The organism is Caulobacter sp. CCG-8 (assembly GCF_037402475.1).
Taxonomy (GTDB): Bacteria; Pseudomonadota; Alphaproteobacteria; order Caulobacterales; family Caulobacteraceae; genus Caulobacter.
The window spans coordinates 1-26,216 of record NZ_JBBEUD010000027.1 but is presented as its reverse complement, the minus strand read 5'-3'; the positions used below and the strand labels follow the sequence as shown (position 1 = coordinate 26,216).

General features: G+C 70.0%; 18 protein-coding genes and 1 pseudogene. 9 read left to right on the top strand and 10 right to left on the bottom strand.

Features of this window, described 5'->3' with window-relative positions; genetic code table 11:
- Nucleotides 1–21: 21 nt before the first annotated feature.
- Nucleotides 22–2,661, bottom strand: coding sequence for a TonB-dependent receptor (locus tag WAE60_RS21440; protein ID WP_337688625.1), 2,640 nt, complete (start codon nucleotides 2,659–2,661; stop codon nucleotides 22–24).
- Between the two features lie 307 nt (nucleotides 2,662–2,968).
- On the opposite strand from WAE60_RS21440, the gene WAE60_RS21435 reads away from it, so the two are divergent.
- The gene (locus tag WAE60_RS21435; protein WP_337688624.1) at nucleotides 2,969–3,679 is read left to right on the top strand and encodes a DUF899 family protein; all 711 of its coding nucleotides are present in this window, start codon (nucleotides 2,969–2,971) and stop codon (nucleotides 3,677–3,679) included.
- A gap of 88 nt (nucleotides 3,680–3,767) precedes the next feature.
- Here WAE60_RS21435 and WAE60_RS21430 read toward each other — a convergent pair whose 3' ends face one another.
- From WAE60_RS21430 to WAE60_RS21415, 4 genes are all read right to left on the bottom strand, one after another.
- Entirely contained in the window at nucleotides 3,768–5,123 is a 1,356-nt protein-coding gene (locus WAE60_RS21430) for an arabinogalactan endo-1,4-beta-galactosidase (RefSeq protein WP_337688623.1), read from the bottom strand.
- Nucleotides 5,124–5,288: 165 nt separating this feature from the next.
- Complete coding sequence (locus WAE60_RS21425; protein WP_337688622.1) at nucleotides 5,289–7,601, bottom strand: acyl-CoA dehydrogenase; 2,313 nt, start codon at nucleotides 7,599–7,601, stop codon at nucleotides 5,289–5,291.
- A 26-nt stretch (nucleotides 7,602–7,627) separates the two neighbouring features.
- A complete protein-coding gene (locus WAE60_RS21420; RefSeq protein ID WP_337688620.1) occupies nucleotides 7,628–8,326 on the bottom strand; it encodes a class I SAM-dependent methyltransferase in 699 nt (232 codons plus the stop codon).
- A gap of 207 nt (nucleotides 8,327–8,533) precedes the next feature.
- Nucleotides 8,534–9,229 (bottom strand): helix-turn-helix domain-containing protein, encoded by a 696-nt coding sequence (locus WAE60_RS21415; RefSeq protein WP_337688618.1) that lies wholly within the window; start codon nucleotides 9,227–9,229, stop codon nucleotides 8,534–8,536.
- A 152-nt stretch (nucleotides 9,230–9,381) separates the two neighbouring features.
- On the opposite strand from WAE60_RS21415, the gene WAE60_RS21410 reads away from it, so the two are divergent.
- The 4 genes from WAE60_RS21410 to WAE60_RS21395 all read left to right on the top strand — a co-directional run bounded on the left by WAE60_RS21410 (nucleotide 9,382) and on the right by WAE60_RS21395 (nucleotide 15,294).
- A complete protein-coding gene (locus WAE60_RS21410; protein WP_029907993.1) occupies nucleotides 9,382–9,963 on the top strand; it encodes an RNA polymerase sigma factor in 582 nt (193 codons plus the stop codon).
- Nucleotides 9,927–10,877, top strand: a complete 951-nt coding sequence (locus WAE60_RS21405) for a FecR domain-containing protein (protein ID WP_337688616.1) — start codon at nucleotides 9,927–9,929, stop codon at nucleotides 10,875–10,877. The genes WAE60_RS21410 and WAE60_RS21405 overlap by 37 nt, the downstream gene beginning before the upstream one ends.
- Nucleotides 10,878–10,952: 75 nt before the next feature.
- A complete protein-coding gene (locus tag WAE60_RS21400) occupies nucleotides 10,953–13,757 on the top strand; it encodes a TonB-dependent receptor (protein WP_337688615.1) in 2,805 nt (934 codons plus the stop codon).
- A gap of 73 nt (nucleotides 13,758–13,830) precedes the next feature.
- Nucleotides 13,831–15,294: a CehA/McbA family metallohydrolase gene (locus tag WAE60_RS21395; protein ID WP_337688614.1), complete on the top strand. Its 1,464-nt coding sequence runs from the start codon at nucleotides 13,831–13,833 to the stop codon at nucleotides 15,292–15,294.
- Between the two features lie 146 nt (nucleotides 15,295–15,440).
- Here the strand turns inward: WAE60_RS21395 and WAE60_RS21390 are convergent, their stop codons facing one another.
- The 3 genes from WAE60_RS21390 to WAE60_RS21380 all read right to left on the bottom strand — a co-directional run bounded on the left by WAE60_RS21390 (nucleotide 15,441) and on the right by WAE60_RS21380 (nucleotide 19,407).
- Nucleotides 15,441–17,204 (bottom strand): chloride channel protein, encoded by a 1,764-nt coding sequence (locus WAE60_RS21390; protein ID WP_337688612.1) that lies wholly within the window; start codon nucleotides 17,202–17,204, stop codon nucleotides 15,441–15,443.
- Between the two features lie 192 nt (nucleotides 17,205–17,396).
- Nucleotides 17,397–17,909 carry a methylated-DNA--[protein]-cysteine S-methyltransferase gene (locus tag WAE60_RS21385; RefSeq protein WP_029907986.1) on the bottom strand — a complete coding sequence of 171 codons (513 nt, stop codon included), beginning with the start codon at nucleotides 17,907–17,909 and terminating at the stop codon, nucleotides 17,397–17,399.
- Nucleotides 17,899–19,407, bottom strand: a complete 1,509-nt coding sequence (locus WAE60_RS21380) for a DNA-3-methyladenine glycosylase 2 family protein (RefSeq protein ID WP_337688610.1) — start codon at nucleotides 19,405–19,407, stop codon at nucleotides 17,899–17,901. The genes WAE60_RS21385 and WAE60_RS21380 overlap by 11 nt, the downstream gene beginning before the upstream one ends.
- A 327-nt stretch (nucleotides 19,408–19,734) precedes the next feature.
- Between WAE60_RS21380 and WAE60_RS21375 the strand changes: the two genes are divergently transcribed.
- Nucleotides 19,735–20,772, top strand: coding sequence for a hypothetical protein (locus tag WAE60_RS21375; protein WP_337688608.1), 1,038 nt, complete (start codon nucleotides 19,735–19,737; stop codon nucleotides 20,770–20,772).
- Between the two features lie 338 nt (nucleotides 20,773–21,110).
- Nucleotides 21,111–22,142 carry a hypothetical protein gene (locus WAE60_RS21370; RefSeq protein WP_337688606.1) on the top strand — a complete coding sequence of 344 codons (1,032 nt, stop codon included), beginning with the start codon at nucleotides 21,111–21,113 and terminating at the stop codon, nucleotides 22,140–22,142.
- Between the two features lie 102 nt (nucleotides 22,143–22,244).
- Here WAE60_RS21370 and WAE60_RS21365 read toward each other — a convergent pair whose 3' ends face one another.
- Together WAE60_RS21365 and WAE60_RS21360 are read right to left on the bottom strand one after the other, a co-directional pair.
- On the bottom strand, nucleotides 22,245–23,552 hold the full coding sequence (locus WAE60_RS21365; protein ID WP_029907982.1) for an acyl-CoA dehydrogenase family protein: 1,308 nt from the start codon (nucleotides 23,550–23,552) through the stop codon (nucleotides 22,245–22,247).
- Between the two features lie 113 nt (nucleotides 23,553–23,665).
- Nucleotides 23,666–24,655, bottom strand: coding sequence for a transporter (locus tag WAE60_RS21360; protein ID WP_337688604.1), 990 nt, complete (start codon nucleotides 24,653–24,655; stop codon nucleotides 23,666–23,668).
- A gap of 231 nt (nucleotides 24,656–24,886) precedes the next feature.
- On the opposite strand from WAE60_RS21360, the gene WAE60_RS21355 reads away from it, so the two are divergent.
- Both WAE60_RS21355 and WAE60_RS21350 read left to right on the top strand, forming a co-directional pair.
- Nucleotides 24,887–25,477, top strand: a complete 591-nt coding sequence (locus tag WAE60_RS21355; RefSeq protein WP_337688602.1) for a GNAT family protein — start codon at nucleotides 24,887–24,889, stop codon at nucleotides 25,475–25,477.
- A gap of 193 nt (nucleotides 25,478–25,670) precedes the next feature.
- Nucleotides 25,671–26,216, top strand: a pseudogene (locus WAE60_RS21350) (hypothetical protein); the annotation flags it as partial.

Sequence of the window (26,216 nt, the reverse complement as noted above, 5' to 3'; positions counted from 1 at the left end):
ACGAAGGGGTGGCGGAAAGGGTTAGAACTTCAAGGTCACGTCGGCGAGGTAACGACGGCCGTAGACGTCATAGCGACCGATCCGGTTGGGATCGTTGTCGCGGTACATCCGCAGTTCCTCGTTGGTCAGGTTGTTGGCCTGGAAGCGGACCGTGACGTGGTCGTTGATGTTGTACGACGCGCTGAAGTCGAGGGTCTTCTCGCTCTCCAGGGTCTGCAGGTCCGCGCCGTTCCAGCCGTAGATGACCGTCATCGGCGAGTGGTACTTCCAGCCCAGGCGCGCTTCGACCGGACCGTTGGCGTACCAGAGGTCGACCGTGGCGGTGTGCTTGGCCAGGCCGGTCATGTCGAGCGGGTTGTTGACCGGCGAGAACTCCTTCAGGTCGGAGTCGACATAGGCGTAGTTCGAATAGACGCCGAACTTGTCGAACGGACCCGGCAGGAAGAAGAACGGCGTCTGGAAGGTCAGTTCCAGGCCCTGGATGTAGCCGTCGCCGCCGTTGGTCGGGCTGGAGACGGCGTAGGTGGTGCCGCCGTAGGCGATCGGGGTCTGCTTCCAGCCGATGTAGGAGCTGACGTCCTTGTAGTAGTACGAGGCCGCGATCAGGGCTTCCGGACGGAAGTACCACTCGGCCGAGGCGTCGAACTGCACCGCCTCGAACGGCTTCAGCGTCGGGTTGCCGGCGCTGCCCGTGTAGGGCGACCAGGTGGTCAGGGTGCGGCTGGCGCGCAGCTCGTCCAGCGGCGGACGGGCGATCACCTTGGCCAGGCCCAGGCGGAACACCTTGCCGTCGCCGAAGTCGAACTTCACGTTCGCCGAGGGCAGGATGTCGGTGTAGTCGTTGTCGATGGACACCGGCGAGAACACGCCCAGGGTGTCGGCCTGCTGACCGTCGCTGCTGGTCTCGGTGTGCACCACGCGGACGCCGATGTTGCCGGTCGCCCACGAGCCGCCGATGCTGTCGGCGGCGAAGTTCAGCTTGCCGTAGCCTTCGAAGACCTTCTCGTTGACGCTCCACTGCTGGGCCAGGTTCTCCGAGCCGTGGCTGGGGTCGAAGGCGTTCGCGCCGTACAGGACCGCGGCCAGGGCGTCGAAGTCGCCCGTGACGACCGCCGGCACGTCGAAGGCCCTGACCTTGTAGTAGCTGAGCATGCTCGCCGGCACGACCGTCCCGGCGTTGGCCCAGGGGTAGAACTGGAACATGCTGTGGTCTTTGGTGCGGTTGGAGGCCCGCGCGCCGAACTGGACGCTCTTGAACGCTCCGCCCGCCAGGTCGCGGGTGAAGTCCAGCGCGCCGGCCGCCAGCTCGTCGTTCAGGTGTTCCGGACCGTCGTTCTGGCCGCCCTTCCACGAGTTGTACTGCGGCAGGGTGGTGATGTCCTGGGTCAGCTTCACGGTCGGCTTCACGCCGGCGCGGGTGTCGAACGACATCGTCGACGGATAGGTTTCCAGGCGCACCGCCGCCCAGTTGTTCTCACGCTCGGCCTTCGAATAGGACAGGTCGCCGACGACGGTCCACGCGTCGTTGGTCCACTTGCCGTTCAGGCCGGTGACGAACAGCTTCTTGTCCTCGGTGTAGCGCGCGATCACGCTGTGCACCGCGTTGTTGGACACCAGGTTGGCGGCCACGACCGTGTTGTTGATCAGGGTGTAGGACGCGCCCGGGGCGTTGTAGTCGCCGGCGTTGCCGTTGGCCCAGTTGCCCCAGTTGTTCCAGCCGTAGATCGCCTGGTCCTGGTTCTCGTTGATCTTGATGTCGGAATAGAGGGCGTCGAACTTCAGTTCGAAGTTGTCGCTGGGCTTCCACTGCAGGCCGGTGGAGACGCCGTTGCGCTTCTGGTTGAGCTTCTTGACCTCCAGCTGCGCGCCCCACGGGGTGGCGTCCAGCTTGCCGTCGCCGTTCAGGTCGCCGCTGGAATCGCTGGCGCCGGCCGGCTGGCGGATGGTCGAGTCGTTGTAGCCCCAGCCCTGGAACGAGACGTAGCCGTTCTTCTGCTTCTGGCTGGTCAGGCCCAGCACGATGGCCAGGTCGTCATTGATCTTGTGCACCCACGAGCCCGAGGCGCGGTAGCCGGTCTGGTCGTAGTTGGGGATGTCCTTGCCGCCGTCGTAGAAGACCGGGCCGGCGCGCAGGACGAATTCGGGGCCCTTGTAATCGAGCGGGGCGATCGTATCGATGTTGATCGTCGCGGCCACGCCGCCGGCGATCAGGTCGGCCGACTGCGACTTGTAGACCTGGACGCCCTGGACGACTTCCGAGGGGTAGATCTCCCAGCGGACGTTGCGGTCCGGCTCGGACGAGGCGACTTCGCGGCCGTTGACGGTGCCCAGCACCAGGCGGGCGCCCAGGCCGCGCACGACGGCCTGGCTGTCGTTGCCGCGGTCGCGGGTGGCGTTGACGCCCGGCAGGCGGGCGATGGATTCGGCGATGGTCACGTCGGGCAGGACGCCGATGTCCTTGGCCGAGATGGCTTCGACGACCTTGTCGGAACCACGCTTCACGTCGAGGGCTTCACGCAGGCTCTTGCGCACGCCGGTGACGACGACTTCGTCGACCTGCGACGAGTCGGAGGCCGGGGCCGGCGCGGTTTGCGCATGGGCGCTGGCGGCGGCCATCAGGGCCAGGCCGCTGGCGGCTGCAAGCAATTTGTAGTGGGTCATCGTTGGTTCCCCCAGGGACGACGGCGCCGCGTTCGCAAAGACGCGGCTGCTCTGTGTTTGTGATGCGGTGAACTCTCCGGCGCGAAAAAGGCGGCCGGTTCGAGGTGGGCGCGGGGTCCGCGCCGTTGCGCTTCTGGCGAGCGCTCCCGTCCTGGCGCGAGCGCCAAGCGGAGCCTTTATTTATCATATCAATCACACATGACAAGCCTCAGCATGTGGGACGGCCGATTTGTCGGACCGCTGTGTCGCAAAGAACCCACCTCGCGCGTCTTCAGTTATGTCGACATCAGAAACGGAGGCCGTCGCCATGGACGCCCGACCAACCCTCACCCCCGCCGCCGAGCTCGCCGCGCGCAGCCCGGTGCGGTTCCCCAACGAGAGCCCCGAATACCGGGCCGCCCGCACCGCGCTGCTGGCCGAGGAGCTGGAGCTGCGCCGCCATCTCGAGCGCGTCGCCCAGCAACGCCGCGACCTGCCGCCCGGCGGCGAGGTGCGGGGCGACTACCAGTTCGAGGGCGAGGAGGGCCGCGTCGACTTCGCCGGCCTGTTCCGCGACAAGCAGACCCTGGGCGTCTACAGCTACATGTTCGGACCGCAGCGCGAGCGGCCCTGCCCGATGTGCACGGCCCTGCTGGGCCCGCTGGACGGCAACGCCGCCGACCTCGACCAGAAGATGTCGCTGGCGGTGGTGGCCCGCTCGCCGCTCGACAAGCTGCTGGCCTTCAAGCGGGAACGCGGCTGGCGGAACCTGCGGCTCTACACCGACCTGAACGGGAACTACTCGCGCGACTATTTCGGCCTGCTGCCGAACGGCGACGAGATCCCGGCCTACAACGTCTTCACCCGCCGCGATGGGGTGATCCGCCACTTCTGGTCCGGCGAGATGACCGGCGACAGCGCCGATCCCGGCCAGGATCCCCGCGGCGCCCCCGACTTGGTCCCGCTGTGGAACTTCCTGGACATGACGCCGGAGGGGCGCGGCGGGGATTGGTATCCGAGCCTGGATTACAGGAAGTAGCGGGGTTCACCCAAAACCGTTGTCATCCCGGACAGCCCCTGCGGGGCTTCCGGGATGACAACCTTTGAGTGGCTGAGGGGAGGGGTATTTACTCCCCCACCCGCACCACGCTGGCTCGCTGTCCCACCGTCGCGGTGACCGCCGAGGCGTCCGCCACGCCCGCCGCCGTCGTCGCCGTGGCCACGGTCACCGAGGTCCCGGGCGCCAGTCGCGTGCGGTAGACGAAGGCGTCGCCCTCGCGGGTCATGGGCCTGGGGCCGACGCCGGCCAGGAAGTCGCCGTCGATGAAGGCGGCTTCGCTCGTCGCCTTGGTCTTGAACGTCACCTCCACCGGCAGGACGTAGGCGTGCTTCAGCCAGGCCTCGGCGCTGCCGTTGTCCTGGCCCTTGTAGTCGAACACCGCCGCGTTCTCCCAGTTGGAGCCCTTGCCCCAGCGGGTGCCGCACGACTTGGTCGAGACCCAGGCCGGCTCCCAGTAGAAGACGCCCGTGCCGCCGCTGGACAGCACCAGCTGGGTCAGGTCGACCAGATATTTCTGTTGGCCCGCCGGCGTGGCCGGATAACCGGCGATCAGCGAGTCCTCGCCCAGCAGGTTGGGCGAGGTGTCGGCGTTCTCGGTGGTGAACGGATAGGCCGTCTCGACCACCAGGACGTCGGCCGCGTAGGTGTGGCGCAGCCGGTCGATCGTCTGGCCCAGCTGGGCCATCGAGCGCTTGGACCACTTGCTGTAGTAGCTGAGGCCGATGATGTCGTAGTCGGTGACGCCGGCCTTGGTCGCCGCCGCGAACCAGGGCTCGGCGTTTTCGGGCTGGGCGATATGCAGCATCACCCGGGGCGGCTTGCCCGTCTCCTTGCCGGCGTCGCGCACGGCCTTGATCCCGGCGTTGAACAGCAGGGCGTTGCGGTTCCAGTGGATGGGTTCCTTGGCCTTGGCCAGGCTGGAGACGATCTCGCCGTTGGTCTCGTTGCCCACCTGCACCAGCTCGGGCATCAGGCCCTCGCGGTCCAGTTCGACCAGGGTGTCGTGGGTGAAGGCGTACAACGCCTTGGCCTGGTCCTGTGTCGAGAGCTTGGCCCAGGCCTTGGGGGCGATCTGCTTGTCGCCGTCGGCCCAGTCGTCGGAATAGTGGAAGTCCAGCAGCACTTGCATCCCGGCCGACTTGGCGCGTTTGATGCTGCGCTTCACGTCGGCGAGGTTGGAGTACTTGGTCCAGTCCGGATCGTTCCAGATGCGGATGCGCGCGACGTTGGCGCCCGCCGACTTGAAGAACCGGAACTGGTCGACGCTCGCGCCGCCGGATTTGTAGACCGCGCCGCAGTCGTCCATCTCGTTGGCGTAGGAGATGTCGACGCCGAGATAGATCGGGGGCTCGGCCGCCTGGGCGACGCTGAGGCTCAGCAGGCTGGCGGCCGTCCCGGCGATGATGAAGCGGTTGCCCCGCATGACGTTCTCTCCCGACGTTTACGCGCCTCGCTGAGGAGGCGGGCGGAAGGTCGCCGCAATTATATTATAAATCAAGCGCAGAGTTTGAAGGCGGGGACACACACTCACCCTGAGACCTTGCCGACCTGGCGAAGCCCATGGGTGAGTGTGTGTCCCCCAAGTCGTCTACGGCCCCACCCCGCTGAACGTCCGCTGCTCCTCGAACCCCGGCCGCGGCGTTACGCCGTCGGTCCAGATCGGGGGCGCGGGATGGGCGTCGGCGACGCTCCGGGTGCTCAGCCCGTCATGCGCGAAATCGTCGACGGCGATCACCGCCGCCACCGCCTTGTCGGCCGCCTCCAGGGCCGCGATCTCCTCCGCCGACACCCAGCCCTGCTCGACCCCGTCCCGCCAGTGGCGGACCTTCTGGGCGCGCAGGCGGTCGTGGATCGGCTGGGTGGCGACCACCCGTTCGAAGGCGTCGATGAGCTGGCCGACGGCCTCGTCCTGGCCGCCCACATAGACGTTCTCGATCAGCCGGTCGCGGGTCTCCGACGGGTGCAGCAGCAGCTCGGCGCAGGCGCTGGTCACGCGGTCCGACGGTCCCCGGCGGCGCGGCCCCAGCGGCAGGATCGCCGCCCGCAACAGCCAGCCGGCGAGCTGGTTGGGCAGGTTGGCGAACACCTCGTCGAAGCGCTGCTCGATCGTGGCGAAGCCGGTGTCCATGCACCATTGCAGCAGCGGGAAGTCGGCGTCCTGGCGGCCCTCGTCCTCCCAGCGCTTGAGGGCGCCCGACAGGAAATAGAGCTCGGCCAGGATGTCGCCCAGGCGGCCCGACAGCATCTCCTTGCGCTTCAGGGCGCCGCCCAGGGTCAGCAGGGCGATGTCCGAGGTCAGGGCGAAGGCGGCGCTGTAGCGGCCCATCCGGCGGTAGAACTGACTGGCCCGCCCAGCGTCCGGCGCCGGGGCGAAGGCCCCGCCGGTCCAGCTGCGGCTCCAGGCCCTCAGCCCGGTGCGGATGCTGTGGGCCACGTGCTTCCAGAACACGGCGTCGAAGTCGGCCAGGCCCTTGGCGCGGTCTTCTTCGCCGATGGCCAGGATCTCCTGCAGCAAATAGGGATGCGCCCGGATCGCGCCCTGGCCGAACACCATCAGGCTGCGGGTCAGGATGTTGGCGCCCTCGACGGTGATGCCCACCGGGATAGCCCGGTACTGCGAGCCCATGTAGTTGCGCGGCCCCTCGATCACCGCCTTGCCGCCGTGCACGTCCATGGCGTCATTGACGACCACCCGCATCCGCTCGGTGGCGCCCGACTTCAGCAGGGCCGAGATCACCGACGGGTGATGGCCCAGGTCCAGGCCCGCGCAGGTCAGGCGGCGGCCAGCGTCCAGCAGGTAGGCGTTGCCGGCGATGCGGGCCAGGCGCTCCTGCACGCCCTCGAACTTGCCGATCGGCACGTTGAACTGGCTGCGGACGCGGGCGTAGGCCCCCGTGGTCAGGGCGCTGAAGCTGGCCGCCGCGCCCGACAGGGCCGGCAGCGAGATGCCCCGACCCGCCGCCAGGGCGGTCATCAGCATCTTCCAGCCCTGGCCCACGCGCTCGGCCCCGCCGATCACCAGGTCCATCGGAATGAAGACGTCCTTGCCCCAGTTGGGACCGTTCTGGAACGTCTGGAAGGCGGGCAGATGGCGGCGGCCGATCTCGACCCCGGCGGTGTCGGTGGGCACCAGGGCGCAGGTGATGCCGATGTCCTCCTCGCCGCCCAGCAGGCCGTCCGGGTCGCGCAGCTTGAAGGCCAGGCCCAACACCGTGCAGACCGGTCCCAGGGTGATGTAGCGTTTGTGCCAGTTCAGGCGGATGCCGAGGACCTCCTGGCCCTTCCATTGCCCGCGGCAGACCACGCCCTCGTCGACCATGGCCCCGGCGTCGGACCCCGCCTCGGGGCTGGTCAGGCCGAAGGCGGGCACCTCGCGACCGTCGGCCAGGCGCGGCAGCCAGTGGTCGCGCTGGGCCTGGGTCCCGAACTTCATGATCAGCTCGCCCGGACCCAGGCTGTTGGGCACCATGGCCGTCACCGCCGCCGACACCGAGCGGGTGGCGATCTTGCGCACGATCTCGGCGTGGCCGAAGGCGCTGAAGCCCAGGCCGCCGTAGTCCTTGGGGATGATCATGCCGAAGAACTTCTGGCTCTTCAGATAGGCCCAGGCCTGGGGCGGCAGGTCGCGCGTCTCCCAGGTCATGGTCCAGTCGTCGAGCATGGCGCACAGGGTGTTGACCGGCCCGTCGATGAAGGCCTGCTCGTGCGGGCGCAGCTTCGGCGTGGGGAAGGCCAGCAGTTCGTTCCAGTCCGGATCGCCGGTGAACAGGGCCGCGTCCCACCAGGTGTCGCCGGCGTCGATCGCCTCGCGCTCGGTCTGGGACAGGGCGGGCATGACGCCGCGCGCCCATTGCAGGATCGGCCGGGAGATCAGGTCCCGGCGGAAATCGAAATCGGTCATGACGCCACCTCGGAAACAGATGGACGTCAAACGCGGGGAAGGGCTTTGGGCTCCGGTCTGGTCGCCAGGTAGAGCGAGATCGAGCCGGTCAGGGTGGGGACCACGCGCCGCTCCTCGACGCCCGCGAAGCCGGCCTGGGCCATCAGCGACGGCAGCACGCCCTTGGCGTTGGGCTCGGTCAGGGCGAAGCCGTCGACCATCTGCACCTGACGGAACAGCAGCCGCATCAACGCCGTGCGCTGCAGGCCGTAGTCGCCGACGATCATCGCCCCGCCCGGCTTCAGCGCCGCGTGCATGGCCTGGAGAATGGCCAGCTTCATCGGCAGGGGGCACTGGTGCAGCACCAGGCTGGAGACGACCTTGTCGGCCGATCCCGTCGGCGCGACCTCGGCCAGCCGGTCGCCCATGGCCCGGCGCCAGTCGATCTCGACCCCCGCCCTGCGCGCCTTGGCGGCCGCCAGGGCCAGGACGGCCGGGTCGGGATCGGCGCCGACGATCCGCGCGGCCGGGCAGGCGGTCTTCAGCATCACCGCCAGGGCGCCGGTGCCGCAGCCGACATCGAGGATGGTCTCGCCGGGCCGGGGATCGATCAGGGCGACCAGGGCCGAGCGCCAGGTCCGCTCGCGGGTCGCCAGGGCGACGACGTGGTCGTAGAGACCGGTCAGTTCGGGCCGGCCGAGGGCGGGGACGTAGGGGCGGGTGTCCGGGGGGCGGGTGTCGATCATGAGGGCAGCATGGCCGGCGGCGGAGGAGGACGATTGAACGTAGCGGCTAGGGGGCTCACTTAGCCGCCATCCCACGGTTGTCATCCCGGAAAGTGCGCAGCACTTGTCCGGGACCCAGGGGCGGTCGCACAGCATTCGCCCAGTCCCCTAGGTCCCGGACAGCCTCTACGAGGCTTCCGGGATGACAACGATTTTGGTGCGGCGGCCTCAAACCGGGATCTGCGTCGCCGTCACCCCGAACATCCCCTTCAGCGTGCGGGCGAAATGGGCGGCGTCGGCGAAGCCCGCCAGGTGGGCCGAGGCGGTCACGTCCTCGCCGGACTTCAGCGCCACGAAGGCCCGCTGGACCCGGCGCCACAGCAGGTAGCGGCGATAGGGCAGGCCCAGGGCCTCGACGAACAGGTGGCGGTAGCGCTCGGGCGACAGGTTCGCCGCCCAGGCCGCCACGGCCAGGGGCACGGGTCCTTCGGCCAGCCGCGCGTCGATCACGGCCAGCGAGCGCGCGAGGGCCTCGGGCAGCGGCGCGGCGTCATGCGGTTCGGGATCGGTCAGGATGCGCCGCCAGGCCTGGAGGCGCGGATTGGGCGAGCTGAGGACCAGCGCGTCGGGCAGGGGGCGCAGGGCCGTCAGCATGGCCACGGCCTCGGCGCTGGGGGCCATGGCCTCGACGAAGACCTGGCGGGCCTGGTCGTGCGGCTCAAGGCGATGCTGAACCAGGGGATCGACCAGCACGGCCCGGGCCTCATGCCGCCGGCCCAGGCCGTCCACGACGCCCACCGGCGTGTCGCCCAACACCAGCTGGGCGGCCAGGTGGCGGTGCGGGACGCTGGCCCCGATGGAGCCGGTCCACACCGCCCAGCGGTCGCCGAGGTCCAGTTGGCCATGCCAGAGCCGATCGCTCACCACCGGGGTCCCTCGCGCTGCGCCGCCCCTCACACCTAAGCCCATCCGCGCCGTCGGCAAGGCCCCGGGGCGCTGTCAGCAAACCGACACACGATGCGGCTAGTTCAGCGCCTCGAGGATCCGGCGCAGCGATGAGGGGGCGGACGTCTTCCATGGCTTGGCTACGCGACATCGACCGCTGGTTCGCCGCCAGCGTCCTGCCCTACGCGGCCAACTACCGGGCCTACGCCCGCAAGCTGGTCGGCGACGAGGGCGACGCCGAGGACCTGGTGCAGGAGGCCTACGCCAAGGTGCTGGGCGTGGCCGAGTGGCGACGGCTGGAGACGCCCGAGCGGTTCGTGATGACGATCATCCGCAACCTGGCCTTCGAACGCTTCCGCCGCGCCAAGGTGGTGGGCATCCGTCAGATCGGGGTGCTGGAGATGGACGCTCTGCCCGACCCGGCGCCGGACGCCTATGCGGTGACCAGCGCCCGCCAGGAGCTGGACCTGGTGCTGGCCGCCCTCGAGCGGCTGCCGGTCCAGTGCCGAAAAGTGCTGACCTTGCGAAAAATGCACGGCCTTTCGCCCGGGCAGATAGCGGTTAGGTTGAACTTGTCCGTCTCTACAGTCGAGAAACACCTCGCCAAGGGCCTGAAGCTCTTGACCAAGGCCCTGGCCACGGGCGATGGCCGCAGTATCGGGAAACGATCGAGTTCATGGGCAAACCGGGCGATCAAGACAGAGACGCGCTGATCGCCGAGGCCTCGCTGTGGCTGGCGCGCCTCGACGCCGGCCGTGCTTCCGAACAGGACCTGGACGCCTGGCGCGAGGCCGATCCGCGCCGCGCCGCCGCCTTCGCCGAGGTGGCCACGGCCTGGAGCCGCCTGGACGCCCTGCGCGAGGCCGAGGACGAGGCGACGCCGCGGCCCAGCCGCCGCGCCTGGCTGACCGGCGGCGGGGCGGCCCTGGCGGCCGGCCTGGCGGGCGCGGCCTATCTAGGGCGTGATGTCCTGCTGCGCGACCGCGTGACCACCGGGGTGGGCGAGCGCCGCACCCTGGCCCTGCCCGACGGCAGCTCGGTCGAGCTGAACACCGACACCGAGGTCTTCTGGCGGTTCGACCGCAAGCGGCGGCGGCTGTGGCTGTCGCGCGGCGAGGCGGCGCTGATGATCGCCCACGACCAGTTGCGGCCGTTCGAGCTATTCACGTCTCAAGGCCTGGCGCGTCTGGCCGCCGGCCAGTTCAACGCCCGCCTGCGCCCGGCGGGGCTGGACCTGATCGTGCTGGCCGGCCAGGCGGCGGTCGAGACCGCCTCGGGCGCGGCCCGGGCCCAGGTGGTCGGGCCCGCCGACGCCCGCCAGGCCCTGGAGGTCACGCCGCACGGCGTCGCGGTTGTCGCCACGCCCGAGGACGAGGTCCAGAGCGTCCAGGCCTGGCGGCGCGGCGAGATCGTCTTCGAGGGCCAGCCCCTGTCGGTCGCGGTCGAGGAGTACAATCGCTACCTGACCCGCAAGCTGGTGATCGCCGACGACAAGGCCGGGTCCCTGCGCCTGGGCGGCCGCTTCCTGACCGGCGATCCCGACAGCTTCCTGGACGCCCTGCGCATGACCTTCGGTGTACGGATCGTCGAGGACGGGCCGTCGCGAATTCTTCTTAAATCTCGATAGGGGTTTTGCCCCGCTCCCCCGTCTTGCCGTTCGAGACGCCGATCACGGCGATCAACGACAACAGGGGGCTCTCCTATGATCAAGACCTTGGGTCTGCGCCTGGGCGCATGCGCGTTGCTGGCCACCACGGCGCTGGTTTCCGTCGTCCCGGTGAAGGCCGTGGCCCAAGCGGCCGCGCGGGTGACCTTCGACATCCCGGCCGGCGACACCGCCACCGCCCTGAACGCCTTCTCGCGCCAGGCCGGCGTGCAGCTGATGTTCCCCTACGACGTCGCCGCTCGCCACCGCACCGCCGGGCTGAAGGGCGCCTACGGCCGCGAGGAGGCCCTGCGCCGGCTGATCGACGGCGGCGAGCTGGAGATCGCCTCGGCCAACGCCCAGGTCATCACCCTGCGCGAAAAGGGTTCGGCCCCTTTGGCCGCCGGCTCGGCGGCCGCTGACACCGTCGCCGAGATCATCGTCACCTCGCGCGCCGGCTCGGACGCCCGCACCCGGCTGGAGACCAGCTACGCCGTCACCACCATGAACGAGGAGTCGCTGCGGATGCGCGCCCCGATGGGCGTGGCCGACGCGCTGAAGGCCGTGCCCGGCTTCTGGGTCGAGGCCTCGGGCGGCGAGGCCAGCGCCAACATCCGCGCCCGCGGCATCCCGCAGGAAGGCTATTCGGCCATCGCCCTGCAGGAGGACGGCGCGCCGATCCAGCACGACGGCGGCCTGGGCTATCTGAACGCCGACCAGTCGTTCCGCCTGGACGAGACCATCGACCGCATCGAGGTGGTGCGCGGCGGCCCCTCGTCGATCTTCGCCTCCTACGCCCCCGGCGGCACGGTCAACTTCATCACCCGCAAGGGCGGCGACACGCCGGAAGGCATCGCCAAGGTCCAGATCAGCGACTACGGCACCAAGCGCGTCGACCTGTTCTACGGCGGCCCGCTGGCGGCCGGCTGGCACGCTTCGATCGGCGGCTTCTGGCGCGAGGAAGACGGCATCCGCGACCCGGGCTTCGACGCCAACAAGGGCTATCAGTGGCGGATCGAGGCCGGGCGCGACTTCGAGCGCGGCAGCATCGAGTTCAACCTGAAACACCTGGACGACAACGTCATCCTGTTCGCGGGCGTGCCGCTGAAGTTCAACGCCGCCGGCGAGCCCAGCGCCGCCCCCGGCTTCGACCCGCTGACCGGCACCCTGGCCGGGCCGGAGACCGCCCACCTGACCCTGCGCGGCCCGACCGGCCCGTTCAACTGGGACCTGACGCGCGGCACCGAGGTCGAGCTGACCCAGGCCACGGCGGTGTTCAAGTACGAGCCGTTCGACGGCTGGCATTTCCAGGACACGCTGCGCTACCGCACCTCGGAGTCCAAGCGCATCGGCCTGTTCCCCAACACCCCGGTGCTGGGCAGCGCCCGCATCGCCCAGTACCGCGCCGCCCTGCTGGCCGCCACGCCCGGCGCCACCGATGTGCAGCTGCGCTACACGACCAGCGGCGAGGTGTTCAACACCGCCGGCGCCGGCCAGAACGGCAACGGCCTCGTGCTGGACGGTTCGCTCCGCTACGTCTCGGTGCCGCTGGACGAACTGATCAACGACGCCCGCTTCCTGCACAAGTTCGAGTTCGGCGAGCAGAGCCATGACGTGGCGTTCGGCGTCTACACCGCCCACGTCGAGGAGGCCTTCAACCGCTACTCGGCCAACGCCCTGCTGGACGTGCGGAGCAATGCCCGCCGCCTGGACCTGGTGGCCGTCGACGCCACGGGCAAGGTGCTGTCCAGCCTGACCGAGAACGGCATCAGCCGCTACGGCGCCGAGTTCGCCAACGGCGACGGCAAGTCCAACACCGTGGCCCTCTACCTGACCGACGAGTGGAGCATCACGCCCAAGCTGCGCGTCGACGCCGGCGTGCGCTGGGAGAAGATCGAGTTCGAGGGCCGCAGCGAGCGCTCGACCACAATCAATCTCGGCCAGTCCCCCACCCCGGCCGACGACACGGTGCTGGCCGGCACGGGCGTCTATGACCGCCTGGACCGCAAGTTCGACCACGCCGGCTGGACCCTGGGCGTCGACTACAAGTTCACCGGCGATATGGGCATGTTCGCCCGCTACACCTCGGCCTTCCGCCTGCCGTCTCTGGGCGACTACATCACCAACGCCACCAACTCGACGGGCATGGTCCAGACGATGGACCTGTCGGAGCTGGGCTTCAAATGGGTGACTCCGAAGATCGAGCTCTACGCCACGGCCTTCCAGACCACCTACGACAACCTCGGCTTCGGCAGCCTGGTGTTCAATCCGACCACCGGCGCCTACGTCAACCAGACCAGCATGACCGGCACCAAGACGCTGGGCCTGGAGCTGGAAGGCACGGTGCGCCCGGTCTCGTGGTTCGACCTGAACGTCAGCGCCACGATCCAGAACCCCGAGTTCGGCGACTACAAGTTCGAGGAAAGCTGCACCGTCGCGGCCTCGGACCCGACCTGCCAGGTCAAGCCGCCGGCCACGACGGCCAGCCGCACCCGCGACTTCACCGGCAACCAGCTGATCCGCGTGCCCAAGACTTCGTTCCGGGTGACGCCGGGCCTGAACCTGCTGGACAGCAAGCTGCGCCTGCAGGCCACCGTCGAGCGCTACGGCGATCGTTATTCCGACGCCGCCAACACCTCGAAGCTGCCGGCCTACACCCTGCTGGGCGCCACGGTCCGCTACAACATCACCGACGCCCTGACGGTCTACGCTTACGGCAACAACCTCACCAACGAACTGGGCCTGACCGAGGGCAATCCCCGCGCCGGCCAGATCATCAGCGGCGAGGCCGGGGCCCTGTACGGCATCGGCCGTCCGGAGTTCGGCCGCTCGTTCCGCGCGGCGCTGATGTACCGGTTCTAGTCCTTCTTCCCCGCATTCCCCGCGACTGGGCGGCCGGTTTCGACCGGTCGCCCGCCTTTTTAGGGAGCCGAACATGGTCCGTTGGCTGGCGCTGATCTTCCTCTTCCTGGCCTCGCCCGCCTGGGCCGCCGACGCGGGCAAGCCCGACCTGGTCCTGACCGGCCAGGTGCTGGGCGCCGACCACCAGACCTACAAGCCGGTGACCTTCGACGTACCGGAAGGCGTCACCCGCCTGACCGTCGAGGTCGACTACGCCCGCGACCAGAAGACCGTCGTCGACCTGGGCCTGCTGGACCCGGTGCGGTTCCGCGGCTGGAGCGGCGGCAACAAGAAGCGCTTCACGGTCTCGGCCGAGGACGCCACCCCCAGCTACCTGCCCGGTCCGCTGCCGGCCGGCCGCTGGACCCTGCTGCTGGGCGTGCCCAACGCGCGACCGAACTCCAACGCCGCCTACGAGGCCAGGATCACCTTCGAGCGCCGGCCCGGCGTCACCGGCTTCGCCCCCGGGCCGCTGAAGGCCGCGCCCGGCTGGTATCGTGGCGACCTGCACATGCACACCGCCCACAGCGACGGCTCCTGCCTGGCGCAGTCGGGCGTCCGGGCCCCGTGCCCGGTCTACCGCACCGTCGAGGCCGCCAAGGCCCGGGGCCTGGATTTCATCGCCATCACCGACCACAACACCACCAGCCACTACGAGGCCATGGCCGAGCTGCAGCCGGCCTTTGACCAGCTGCTGCTGATCCCCGGCCGCGAGGTGACGACGTTCCAGGGCCACGCCAACGTCTTCGGCCCGACGGCCTTCATCGACTTCCGGCTGGGCGACCCCAGCGTGCCGACGATCAAGGCCCTGCAGGACGCGGTGGCGGCGGCCGGCGGGGTGTTCTCGATCAACCACCCGAGCTCGCCCTCGGGCGAGCAGTGCATGGGCTGCGGCTGGACCGTTCCGGACACGGACTATGACCAGGTGCAGTCGATCGAGGTCGCCAACGGCGGCTCCCAGCGCGCCCAGGGCGGCGTCGAAGGTCCGCTGTTCGGGGTTCCGTTCTGGGAGGCCCAGCTGAACGCCGGCCACCGCATCACCGCCGTCGGCGGCAGCGACAACCACGACGCCGGCCTGACGCCCGACACGCCCGGGTCCGTGGGCCGGCCGACCACGGTGGTCCATGCTGAAGAGCTGTCGACGGCAGGGATTCTGGCGGGCGTGCGCGCGGGCCGGGTGTTCATCGATCTCGACGGGACCCGGGACCGGATGCTGGACTTCTCGGCCAGGTCCAAGGCGGGCGCGGCCGCGATGGGCGGCGTGCTGACCGCGCGCAAGGGCGAGGCGGTGGCGTTCACGGTGTCCGTGACCGGCGGCGAGATGGCGGGCGTCGAGGTGATCCGCGACGGGGCCAAGCTGCCGGTGGCGGTGGGGGCGAACGGGGCCTTCACCGTGAAGATGGGCGACAAGGCGTCGTGGGTGCGGCTGAACCTGCGGGATGCGCAGGGGCGGCTGCTGCTGATCGGGAATCCGATTTATTTGATCCCTCTTCCATAGGGAGAGGGAGGGGCCCGCCGCGTAGCGGCGGGAGGGTGAGGGGGTAGGAACGGTTGACGGCGGGCCGGCACGCCGGTCGAGGGTGTAACCCCTCATCCTCCCACGACTTCGGCGCGGGCCCCTCCTTCTCCCTCTGGGAGAAGGTTTTAGGAGACTTCCCCCGTCAGCTCCCGCCGCGCCTTGTCCAGTTCCTCGGCGTACCGCCGCGTCGCATAGGCTTCCGACAGGATCCCGATCACCTCGCGATTGCCGTCGATCACCGCCAGTTCGTCGGCCTGGGTGTGGTCGAAGGCGCGCATGACCTCCTTGATCGACTGGTCGGCCGTCAGGGCGGTGTCGGTGTACTGGGCCAGGGACGCGACGGCCTCCTCGCTCTCGTCGGGATGGGCGTAGGCCAGGGCGGTGCGGACGATGCCAGCGTAGCGGCCCGTGGCGTCCAGGGCCACCACCCGCTTGGTGGAGCCCAGCGGATAGCGGCGGCGGAACTCGGCCAGGGTGGCCTCGGCGGGGATGGTCTTGGTGTCCTTGCGCATCATCCGGCCGGCGGTCAGGGGGCGCATCCAGCTGACGTCGTGGGCGCTGCGGATGGTCTCGCCGCGCAGGTGCAGCCGCCAGGTCGAGAACGAGTAGCCGAACGTCTCGCGCACGATGGCGCTGGCGATCAGCGAGGCCACCAGGGCCGCGGCGGCCACGGTGAAGTCGCCGGTCGCCTCCAGCACCAGGAACGACATGGTGAAGGGGCCGCCGACGACCGCCACCCCGAACGCCCCCAGCCCGACCAGGGCCGCCACCGTCGGGTCCAGCGACGGCAGCCAGGGCACGAAGACGGTCAGGGCCGCGAAGATCTGGCCCACCAGCACGCCCAGGAACAGCGAGGCGAAGAACAGGCCGCCCCGGAAGCCGAAGCTCAGCGACACCACGCTGGCCAGGGCCTTCATGAAGAGCAGGATCACCAGCATCTTCAGGCCCAGGTCGGCGGTCAGGTTGACGTGCACCGCCCCGTGGCCGGCCGACAGGGTCTGGGGGGTGATCATCGCCATGGCCGCCAGGGCCAGGCCCCCGACCATGGGGCGGAAGGTCTTGGGCAGCTTGGTCTTGCCGACCAGGCCCTCGGCCGAGGCCACCAGCCGCATCAGGGCGATGCCGGCGAAGGCGCAGACCACGCCCAGCAGGGCGTAGAGGCCGTAGTCGAACCACGACTGCACCGCCGGGGTCGAGGTCTTCAGCAGATAGGGCAGGCCGCCCATCCGCCCGGCCACCAGCACCGCGGCCAGGGCGGCGGCGGCCACGGGGGCCAGGTTGGCGACGGTGTAGGCGCCGATGACGATCTCGAAGGCGTAGAAGGCCCCGGTCAGGGGCGCGCCGAAGGCGGCGGCGATGGCCGCGCCCGCGCCCGCCCCGACCAGGGTGCGCATGTCGGCCCGCCGCAGGTTCAGCCGTTGGCCGACGAACGAGGCGATGGCGGCGCCGGCCTGGGCGTAGGCGGCCTCCAGCCCGACGGAGGCGCCGACCCCGTTCGACAGCAGGGTCTGGCCGCAGATGAAGGTGCTGTCGCGGACCGACAGGTGGCCGCCGTGCAGGGCGTTGGCCTCGACCGGGTCGACGGCGGGCTTGGGGCGGTACTTCAGCCAGGCCCAGGTGGCCGCGCCCAGCACCAGGCCGCCGATCGGGATGGCCCACAGCCGCCAGGGGGCGATCACGCTCTGGGCGCTGAGCCGCTCGTCCATGTCGATGGCGAACAGCATCACCTGCAGGCCATGGGCCAGCTTGGCCTGCAGCACCGCCAGGGCCCCGGCGCCCGCCCCGATCAGGATGGCCACCGCGATCAGCCACAGCTCGCTGGACCGGATCCGCCGCCGCAGCCAGCTGAGCCAGCGGACGGAGGTGGTGGTCGGGAGGGACAGCTGCATGGGGCCTGGGGGTTCCGCGGGACCCGGCCATCTTAGGGGATGTGAGGGGCGGGGGAACCTTTGAAATCCGCTCATCCCGGCGAATGCCGGGACCCAGATGGAATGGCTTTGGAGCTGACGCCAAAAGCGCTGATCAGCCACATCGCCATCGGATCTGGGGCCCGGCATTCGCCGGGATGAGCGGGCCTTCGGTTAGGCGCGGGCGCCTTCATGTTCCAGCAGCCAGCGCTTGCGCTCCACCCCGCCGCCGTAGCCGGTCAGGGACCCGCCGGTTCCGATCACCCGGTGGCAGGGCACGACGACGGCGATCGGGTTGGCGCCGTTGGCCGCGCCCACCGCGCGCATCGCCGAGGGGCGGCCCAGCCGCTGGGCCAGGCCGGCATAGGTCGTCGTCTCGCCGGGCGGGATCTCGACCAGCGCGCGCCACATCCGGTGCTGGAAGTCCGTGCCGCCGATCGTCCAGGGAACGGTCCGCAGCGCCTCCAGCTCGCCGGCGAAATAGGCGGCCAGGCCATCGCGCACGGCCGCCGGCGCGGCGCCGGTCTCCACGGTCTGGCCGCGGTGGTGCAGGCGCAGGGCCCTGGCCAGGCGCTCGGGCTGGTCGTGGAATTCCAGCACCCGCAGGCGGCCTTCCGCGTCGGCGACCACGTCGATCTCGCCGATCGGGGTGGACAGCACGCTCAGTGTCAGGACCTCAGGCCGCACGCTTGACCTTCCGGATGGGCGGCGCGCCTTCGTCGGCCAGCGACGCCCATAGGTGCAGGGCGGCATAGGCCCGCCAGGGGCGCCAGGCCTCGGCCTGGGCCAGGAGTTCATCCGCCGTCGGACGAACCCCGTCGGGGTCAGCCAGGGCGCGCATCAGGGCGACGTCGGCGGCCGGGAAGGCGTCGGGTTCGCGCAGCTGGCGCATGGCGATGTACTGGGCCGTCCATTCGCCGATGCCGGGCAGGGCGCGCAGGCGGGCGACCATCTCGGCCAGGCCGGCGGTCGGCGACAGCAGGTTCGGATCGTCGGCGACGGCGGCGGCCATGCTCGACAGGCAGCGGATGCGCGCGCCGGGCATCTTCAGGCCCGACAGGTCGGCGGCGGCCAGGCGCTGGGGCGTCGGGAAGGCGTGGGTCAGGCCGGGCTCGGCCCAGGGGTCCGAGAGCGCCTCGCCATGCGAGGCCACCAGGTCGCCGGCCAGCTTGCGCGCCTGCACCACGGTGATCTGCTGGCCCAGGATCGCGCGCACGGCCAGCTCGAACCCGTCCCAGGCGCCGGGCACCCGCAGGCCGGGGCGCGCGGCGACCATCCGGGCCAGGCGCGGGTCGCGCGACAGCACCTCGCCGATGCCGACCGGGTCGGCCGACAGGTCGAACACCGCTCGCACCCGGGCCAGGATGCGGGGCAGGGCCGAGGGCTTGGGGAAGCGCACCGCCACGCTCAGACGGTCGCCGCCGATCGGCGTCACGGCGAGGGTCCCGGCCGCGCCGTCCAGGGCGATGGTCCGGCGGTAGACGTTGTCCCGCACCACCTCGACGCCGGGGATGGCGCGCATGGCCAGGAAGGCCAGCATGCCGTCCCAGTCGTAGGGCGGGCGATAGCGCAGGGTCAGGGAGATGGCTTCGCCGGGCGGAGCGGCCCCATGGGAAGAGGGGAGGACCTTGCGCCGGCGCAGGGCGGCGGGCGGCCGGTCGTACAGCTGCTGGAAGGTCTCGTTGAAGCGGCGCACGCTGCCGAAGCCGGCGGCCAGGGCCACCTCGCCCATCGGCAGGTCGGTCTCGTGGATCAACTGCTTGGCCAGCAGCACCCGCCGGGTCTGGGCTACCCCGACCGGCGTGGCGCCCAGATGCTGCAGGAACAGCCGCCGCAGCTGGCGGCCGCCGACGCCGACGCGCTCGGCCAGGGTCTCGACGTCCCCCTCATCGAGGGCGCCGGCCTCGATCAGGGCCAGGGCGCGGCTGACGGTGTTGGACGCCCCGTTCCAGGCCCCCAGCTGCGGCGAGGTCTCCGGGCGGCAACGCAGGCAGGCGCGGTAGCCGGCCTCCTGGGCCGAGGCGGCGGTGGCGTGGAAGGTGACGTTCCGGCGCAACGGCGTGCGGGCCGGGCACACCGGCCGGCAGTAGATGCCCGTCGTCTTCACGGCCACGAACAGCCGGCCGTCGAAGCGGGCGTCGCGGGTCTGGATGGCGCGGTAGCAAACGTCGGGGTCGAGGTCCATGCGCCCGATCATAGCCCCGGAAGGGGCGCCGTCTCGCGGTTTTCGGACGTCGTCATGGCGACGGGCGCGCGCCACCCGTCGTCGTTGCCATGCAGTGTTCCTCGCTTTGAGGTTTCAGTAGTGGAAACTGTCGGCTGCTCGACATTCGTTCATATAATTGTCTATTGTAAGTAATGTTCCTGAATGTGAAACGCGAAGTGCGACAAAATGCGCGTCAAAACTAGTCCAATACTTGTATCTTAACGGTCGATTAAGGGTGAAAATTACGACCTGATCAACCGCGATGATCGCCCAATAGGCCTCAAGTTCGGTCTGGGGCCATCCATCATGAAGTATCCTGTTCTCTGGGCGACGAGCGCGCTGATCGCCGTCGTCGCCGTCTCCGGTTTCGCCGTCGCCCGCCAGGAGCGCGGCGAGCCCGGCGTCAGCCTGGCCCACGACGTGGTCGCCGCGGCCAGCGCCTTCGAAACCTACACCCGCGGCGCGGGCTCGATCTCGGCCGCGTTCGAAAGCGGCGGCGGCGTCGCCGACGCCCTGGCCAAGGGCGCGGCCTATCAGCCCCAGCAGCTGGACGCGGGCATGATCGCCTACGGCGCCATCGCGGCGCTGCAGGAGCAGGCCTTCATCGACGGCGTCCGCCAGGCGGCCCGCGAGACCTCGGAGCAGGCGCTGATCGAGCGCCTTGAGGCCAATCCGGAGAGCGTCCTCGAGATCGACGGCGTCGGGGCCGCCGCCGGCCGGGCCCAGGCGGCCCTCCTCAAGCGCGGCGCGCCGCTGGGCGTCACGGGCAAGGCGGTCAAGAAGGCGGCCTACGACATCCAGCGCCAGGACTGGTCCAAGGGCACGATCGTCGACGCCGCCGGCCGCCTGGCCAAGGTCAAGGCGATCTCGGCCGCCTTCTTCATCCCCGGCGACGACGACGCGGGCCGGCTGATCCAGGCCGCCACCGCGCCGCGCGAGGGCGACGCCTTCAACGGCGGCGGCGAGGGCGGGGCGGCCTTCACCCCGGTGACGACGCGCGCCGCGGCCCTGGCGGCCCTGGCGGTGCTGGGCGCGGCCGGTGACGACGACGTCGACGGCCTGGACAAGGTCATGCACGACGAGCGCAGCGGCCAGTGCATGAAGATGGCCAAGCTGAACCTCTACCAGTGCCTGGCCGTCGCCGGTCCGCACTACGAGGACGTCTTCTGCCTGGGCCAGCACGCCCTGATCGACACCGCCCAGTGCGTCAACGAGGCGGCGGGCGGCGGGACGCTCCCGACGACGGCGCCCGGTCCGGCGGCCCGTCCGTCCCGCGGGTTCACGATCCCCGTGGCGGGTCAGGCGGTGGCGGCGATGTCGTCGCCGATCCCGGTCGGGAACTGAGGCGAATCCCGACGGGAGCGGCCGGACCGCTCCCGTCGGCGGTCCAGCCCGCCGCGGGCGCGGCGGTGCGCTCCGGGCTTTGAATACTGACGTTTGGAGAAATGTCGACTTTCCGACATAAGGTCATTCCCGTAGTGAACTAGGGTGAAGACCTTATTTTTAAGATTAACGCACCGGAGGCGTGTAGTAAAATAGTCCAATACATGAACCATGTCTCTCGCTATGGCGAAAATATTGGGGAATGCTCCAGTTGAGGGACGTTCAGTAGGGCTGAAGTTCGGCCTGGGGCTATCAAGATGAAACACCCTGTCATTTGGGCGACGAGCGCGCTTGTCGCCGTGGTCGCCGTGTCCGGTTTCGCGGTCGCTCGTCAGGAGCGGAGCGAACCCGGCGTCAGCCTTGCCCGCGACGTCGTCGCGGCGGCCAGCGCCTTCGAAACCTACACCCGGGGCGCGGGCGGCATCTCGGCGGCGTTCGCGGACGGCGGCGGCGTCTCCGAGGCCCTGGCCAAGGGCGCGGCCTACCAGCCCGAACAGCTGGACGCCGGGATGATCGCCTACGGGGCCATCGCGGCCCTGCAGGAGCCGGCCTTCATCGACGGCGTGCGGCGGGCCACCCGCGACACCCCGTCCGAGGTGCTGGCCGCCCGCCTGCAGGACGACCCCGAGAGCGTCCTCGACATCGAGGGCGTGGCGGCCGCCGCCAGCCGGGCCCAGGCGGCCCTGCTCAAGCGCGGCGCGCCGCTGGACGCCACCGGCAAGGCGGTGCGCAAGGCGGCCTACGACATCCAGCGCCAGGACTGGTCGAAGGGGGCGATCGTCGACAGCGCCGGCCGTCTGGCCAAGGTCAAGGCGATCTCGGCCGCCTTCTTCAATCCCGACGACCACGATACCGGCCGGCTGATCCAGGCGGCGACGGCGCCGCGCGAGGGGGGCGAGCGCACCTTCGGCGGCGGGGGCGAGGGCGGCGCGGCTTTCACGCCTGTGACCGTCCGGGCCGCGGCCCTGGCGGCCCTGGCCCTGCTGGGCGCGGCCGACGACGACCATGTCGGCGAGCTGGACAACGTCATGCACGAAGAGACCAGCGGCCAGTGCATGAAGATGGCCAAGCTGAACCTCTACCAGTGCCTGGCGGTGGCCGGTCCCCAGTACGAAGACGTCTTCTGCCTGGGACAGCACGCGCTCAGCGACACCGCCCAGTGCGTCAACGCCGCGGCGGGCGCGCCCCGGGCTCCGGCCACGCCGATCCCGACGGCCGCGCCGCGCCGCATGCCGGGCTTCACGATCCCGGTCGGCGGCCAGGCGGTGGCGTCGGTGGCGACGGTGGACGACGACCCCGACGGCGGGTGGGGCCCGGCGTCGGCGAAATAGCCGCCGGGGTCCGATAGCGGGAGGGGACGTCCAGAACTGAAGAAGGCCTCCCGGATCGCTCCGGGAGGCCTTCGCCGCTTGACCGCGTCGGGGGTGGCGCGGCTAGCGAATGCCGGGCACGTGCAGGGCGGCTTCCTTCTCGGCCTTCTGCTTGAAGACCAGGTCGCCGTACTTGCCGTACTCCATGCGGGCGATGGTGCGCTCGTGCACCTCGTCCGGGCCGTCGGCCAGGCGCAGGGTGCGGATGCCGGCATAGGCCTTGGCCAGGCCGAAGTCGGTGGTCACGCCGCCGCCGCCGTGGGCCTGGATGGCGTCGTCGATGATCTTCAGGGCCAGCCTGGGGGCGGCCACCTTGATCATCGCGATCTCCAGACGCGCCGACTTGTTGCCGGCCTTGTCCATCATGTCGGCGGCCTTGAGGCACAGCAGGCGGCACATCTCGATGTTGATGCGGGCCTCGGCGACGCGCTCCTCCCAGACCGAGTGGTCGGAGATGTACTTGCCGAAGGCCTTCCGGCTCATCAGCCGCTTGCACATCTTCTCCAGCGCCACCTCGGCCGTGCCGATGGTGCGCATGCAGTGGTGGATGCGGCCGGGGCCCAGGCGGCCCTGGGCGATCTCGAAGCCGCGGCCCTCGCCCAGCAGCAGGGCGTCCTGGATCGGCACGCGCACGTCCTTGAGGATCACCTCGGCGTGGCCGTGCGGGGCGTCGTCATAGCCGAACACCGGCAGCATGCGGACGATCTCGATGCCGGGGGCGTCCATCGGCACCAGCACCTGGCTCTGCTGCTGGTGGCGGCTGGCGTTGTCGGGATCGGTCTTGCCCATGACGATGGCGACCTTGCAGCGCGGATCGCCCACGCCCGAGCTCCACCACTTGCGGCCGTTGATCACATAGTGGTCGCCGTCGCGCTCGATGCGGGTCTCGATATTGGTGGCGTCCGAACTGGCCACCGCCGGTTCGGTCATCAGGAAGGCGCTGCGGATCTCGCCGTTCATCAGCGGGCGCAGCCAGCGCTCCTTCTGCTCCAGCGTGCCGTAACGCATCAGCACTTCCATGTTGCCGGTGTCCGGCGCCGAGCAGTTGAAGACCTCGGAGGCGAAGCCGATCTTGCCCAGCTGTTCGGCGATCAGGCTGTATTCGAGGTTGGTCAGCTGGACGCCCTCGAACTGGAAGGTGTCGTCGACGTGCGTCTGGCCGCTGTGCGGCGGCATGAAGAAGTTCCACAGGCCGGCGGCCTTGGCCTTGGCCTTCAGCTCCTCGACCACCTGGACGACCTTCCAGCGCTCGGCGCCCAGCACGTTCATCTCGGCCTCGTAGACCGGGACGGCGGGCTTGATGTGCTCTTCCATGAACGCGGTGACGCGGTCCAGGAACTGCCGCTGCGTGGGGGAGATGTCGAAATCCATGGCGCTTCCCGATCCCGTTCTTTTTCTGCGTGTCAAACAAGTGTTTGAACGCAAGCTAGCGCCGGTTGCCGTCCAGGGCAAGCTGGGAAAACCGATAGGGTCGGGGCCAGGAGCTACAGCACGTAGTTCACCGCGATCACCGGGGTCACCGAGGCGGTGACGTTGCGGCCGGCCGGGACGATGCGGGCGCCCATGATCACGCCCACGGCGGGGCTGAAATTGTACTCGACGGCCGGGGCCAGGATCAGGGCCTGGCTGACCGGCGAGCGGCGCGCGTAGGCGACGCCGGCGCCGTCCACGCCGCTGACCTTGGTCGAGGCGTCGCGCTGATAGGCCAGGTCCAGGGCCGCCACCCACTGGCGGGTGATGCTGTACTCGAAGGCCAGGTCCACGTTGAACGAGTCGCCCGGCTTGGCCCGGCCGTCGAAGCCCGTCGGCGTGCCGTAGACGCTGACGCCCTCGACGTCGGCGTGGCCCGAGACCGTGTAGGCGACGTTCAGGCGCGTGCGCAGGATGCGGCCGTTGGGCGTCCAGAAATAGGTCTGGGAATTGACCCCCAGGGTGGTGGCGTAGGCCCCGCTGCCGAAGCCGTCGTGCGGGCGGTCGTCCAGCCGGTCGTAGCGGCCGATGGGCAGGGTCTCCTGCAGCAGCACCGAGATCGTCGGGGTGCGGCCGCCTTCCTTCCACTGGGTCAGGCGGTACTGGCCCTGGACGGTGAAGTCGCCCAGCTGGACGCCCGAGCTGGAGCCGGCCTTGGTACGGGCGTAGCCGAAGCGCGGGATGACCCCGGCGGTGAAGGTGTCGGTGACGCCGTACAGCAGATAGGTCAGCGAGCCGAAGCCGTCGGCGTCCGGGACGTCGTGGCGCTTCCCCTCGCCGTCGATCGCGCCGTAGGGCTTGGCGTCGTAGAGATAGGGCTCGATCAGGGCGTGGCCCTTGGGCAGGGTCGAGGCGCCCGAGGCCAGGATCGGTCCGGTCCACCAGGCGTCGGACACGGCTTGGCGGGCGGCCGGCGCATCGGTCGCGAAGGCGGGGGCGGCCAGGGCCAGCGGACCCAGCAGCGCGGCGAGCCCGGCCGCGACCCGGCGTGGGTTGGAAGTCATCGGTCTCTCCCCGTGTGCGTCGCGGTCCAAGGCGGCCGCGCGTCGTCGTTAGGCGGTCAGGTGCGCGACCGCCGCCCGGAACTTGCGGCCTGTTGGTGTCAGGATGTGTCAGCAGCGTCGCGCCGCCCGCACTCTCCCCGCCGCCGCCCTGGGCGCAAAGAGCCAGACCGATGGAAAAGAGGGGCGCCAGATGCTTGCGCGGGGCCGCCGGTCGAGGCCATCCTGCCGGCCATGAACATCCAGATTCACCCCCTCGAAGGCCGCTACGTCCGGCTGGAACCGATCACCGCGGAGCTCCGCGCCGAGCTGAAGGGGGCGATCGACTGCGACCCCGAGAGCTGGGAGATCATGTCGACCAACGGCTGCGGCGAAGGCTTCGCCGACTGGTGGGGCGCGCTGAAGGGCGAGACCGAGCGCGGCGAGCGCATCGGCTACGCCATCCGCCGCCTGAGCGACGGCAAGGTGGTGGGCACCTCCAGCTACCTCAACATCCGCAAGCTGCATCGCGGGCTGGAGGTCGGCTCGACCTTCCTGCACCCCGACGCCCGCTCGGGCCCGATCAATCCGGAGTCCAAGCGGCTGCTGCTGGGTCATGCCTTCGACGCCGGCGCGATCCGGGTGGAGTTCATGGTCGACGTCCGCAACGCCCGCAGCCAGGCGGCGGTCGAGAAGCTGGGCGCCGACCGCGAGGGCGTGCTGCGCAACCACAAGATCACCTGGACCGGCCACGTGCGCGACACCGCCGTGTTCTCGATCACCGACGCCGACTGGCCGGGCGTGAAGCAGCGGCTGGATTTCCGGCTGCAGGAGACGTTCGCGTAGCTCCGCTCGTGATCCTGGGAACAAGTCCGAGGATGACGGTCTTATGGGGCGAACCTCGCCATTCCGCGCCCAATTGTCACAGTTCTGCGAAGAACGTTGATCTTTGAGGTAAAGATGGCGTTAGCTATCTTCACGTAAAGATTTCGCCAAGCTTTCGCGCGTAGTTTCCCGGCCCATGACGGCTATTGCGTGCTTGAGAATTCTGGTCGCCGGGACCGCCAGTCCGTTGGGCGAGGCGGGTCGGAACATCCCGGTCTCCCAGGTGGAAGCCGCCGCCGACCTGTACCTCAAGCATCGCTGGAAGGCCCCGCGCCGCTACGGCGCCGTCGCGCCCCTGGCCTTCGTGCTGGCCGACACCAAGGCCGAGAGCCTGGACCCGGTCGAGATGCAGACCCTGGCCGTCGAGCTGGAGGCCGGCCTGTTCCCGGACCGTCAGGCGGGCCAGGTCTGCCTGCTGACCTTCGAGGGCGACGAGACCTCGGTCCTGCAGTTCGCAGCCCTGTCCCAGGCGTCCCTGGCCAGCCTGATCGCCGGCCGCGGCTACGCCGGTCCGGCCGGCCACGTCCAGGTGATCACCGCCGCCGAGATCCGCGCCGTGCCCAGCGCGCCCAGCGAGGCCGTGGTCGACGAGCAACTGCAGGCCGCCCTGAACGAGACCGCGCCGGCCAAGGCCGCTCCGGCCGTCGCCGAGCCCGCGGCGGAAATCGTCGAGGCCGCCGAAGCCGTCGCCGACGCCGCG

What these genes read in the sequence shown, in the direction of transcription:
- WAE60_RS21440 (WP_337688625.1), bottom strand. Translation starts at nt 2,661, where the DNA reads ATGACCCACTACAAATTGCTTGCAGCCGCCAGCGGCCTGGCCCTGATG.
- WAE60_RS21435 (WP_337688624.1), top strand. Translation starts at nt 2,969, where the DNA reads ATGGACGCCCGACCAACCCTCACCCCCGCCGCCGAGCTCGCCGCGCGC.
- WAE60_RS21430 (WP_337688623.1), bottom strand. Translation starts at nt 5,123, where the DNA reads ATGCGGGGCAACCGCTTCATCATCGCCGGGACGGCCGCCAGCCTGCTG.
- WAE60_RS21425 (WP_337688622.1), bottom strand. Translation starts at nt 7,601, where the DNA reads ATGACCGATTTCGATTTCCGCCGGGACCTGATCTCCCGGCCGATCCTG.
- WAE60_RS21420 (WP_337688620.1), bottom strand. Translation starts at nt 8,326, where the DNA reads ATGATCGACACCCGCCCCCCGGACACCCGCCCCTACGTCCCCGCCCTC.
- WAE60_RS21410 (WP_029907993.1), top strand. Translation starts at nt 9,382, where the DNA reads ATGGCTTGGCTACGCGACATCGACCGCTGGTTCGCCGCCAGCGTCCTG.
- WAE60_RS21405 (WP_337688616.1), top strand. Translation starts at nt 9,927, where the DNA reads ATGGGCAAACCGGGCGATCAAGACAGAGACGCGCTGATCGCCGAGGCC.
- WAE60_RS21400 (WP_337688615.1), top strand. Translation starts at nt 10,953, where the DNA reads ATGATCAAGACCTTGGGTCTGCGCCTGGGCGCATGCGCGTTGCTGGCC.
- WAE60_RS21395 (WP_337688614.1), top strand. Translation starts at nt 13,831, where the DNA reads ATGGTCCGTTGGCTGGCGCTGATCTTCCTCTTCCTGGCCTCGCCCGCC.
- WAE60_RS21390 (WP_337688612.1), bottom strand. Translation starts at nt 17,204, where the DNA reads ATGCAGCTGTCCCTCCCGACCACCACCTCCGTCCGCTGGCTCAGCTGG.
- WAE60_RS21380 (WP_337688610.1), bottom strand. Translation starts at nt 19,407, where the DNA reads ATGGACCTCGACCCCGACGTTTGCTACCGCGCCATCCAGACCCGCGAC.
- WAE60_RS21375 (WP_337688608.1), top strand. Translation starts at nt 19,735, where the DNA reads ATGAAGTATCCTGTTCTCTGGGCGACGAGCGCGCTGATCGCCGTCGTC.
- WAE60_RS21365 (WP_029907982.1), bottom strand. Translation starts at nt 23,552, where the DNA reads ATGGATTTCGACATCTCCCCCACGCAGCGGCAGTTCCTGGACCGCGTC.
- WAE60_RS21360 (WP_337688604.1), bottom strand. Translation starts at nt 24,655, where the DNA reads ATGACTTCCAACCCACGCCGGGTCGCGGCCGGGCTCGCCGCGCTGCTG.
- WAE60_RS21355 (WP_337688602.1), top strand. Translation starts at nt 24,887, where the DNA reads ATGAACATCCAGATTCACCCCCTCGAAGGCCGCTACGTCCGGCTGGAA.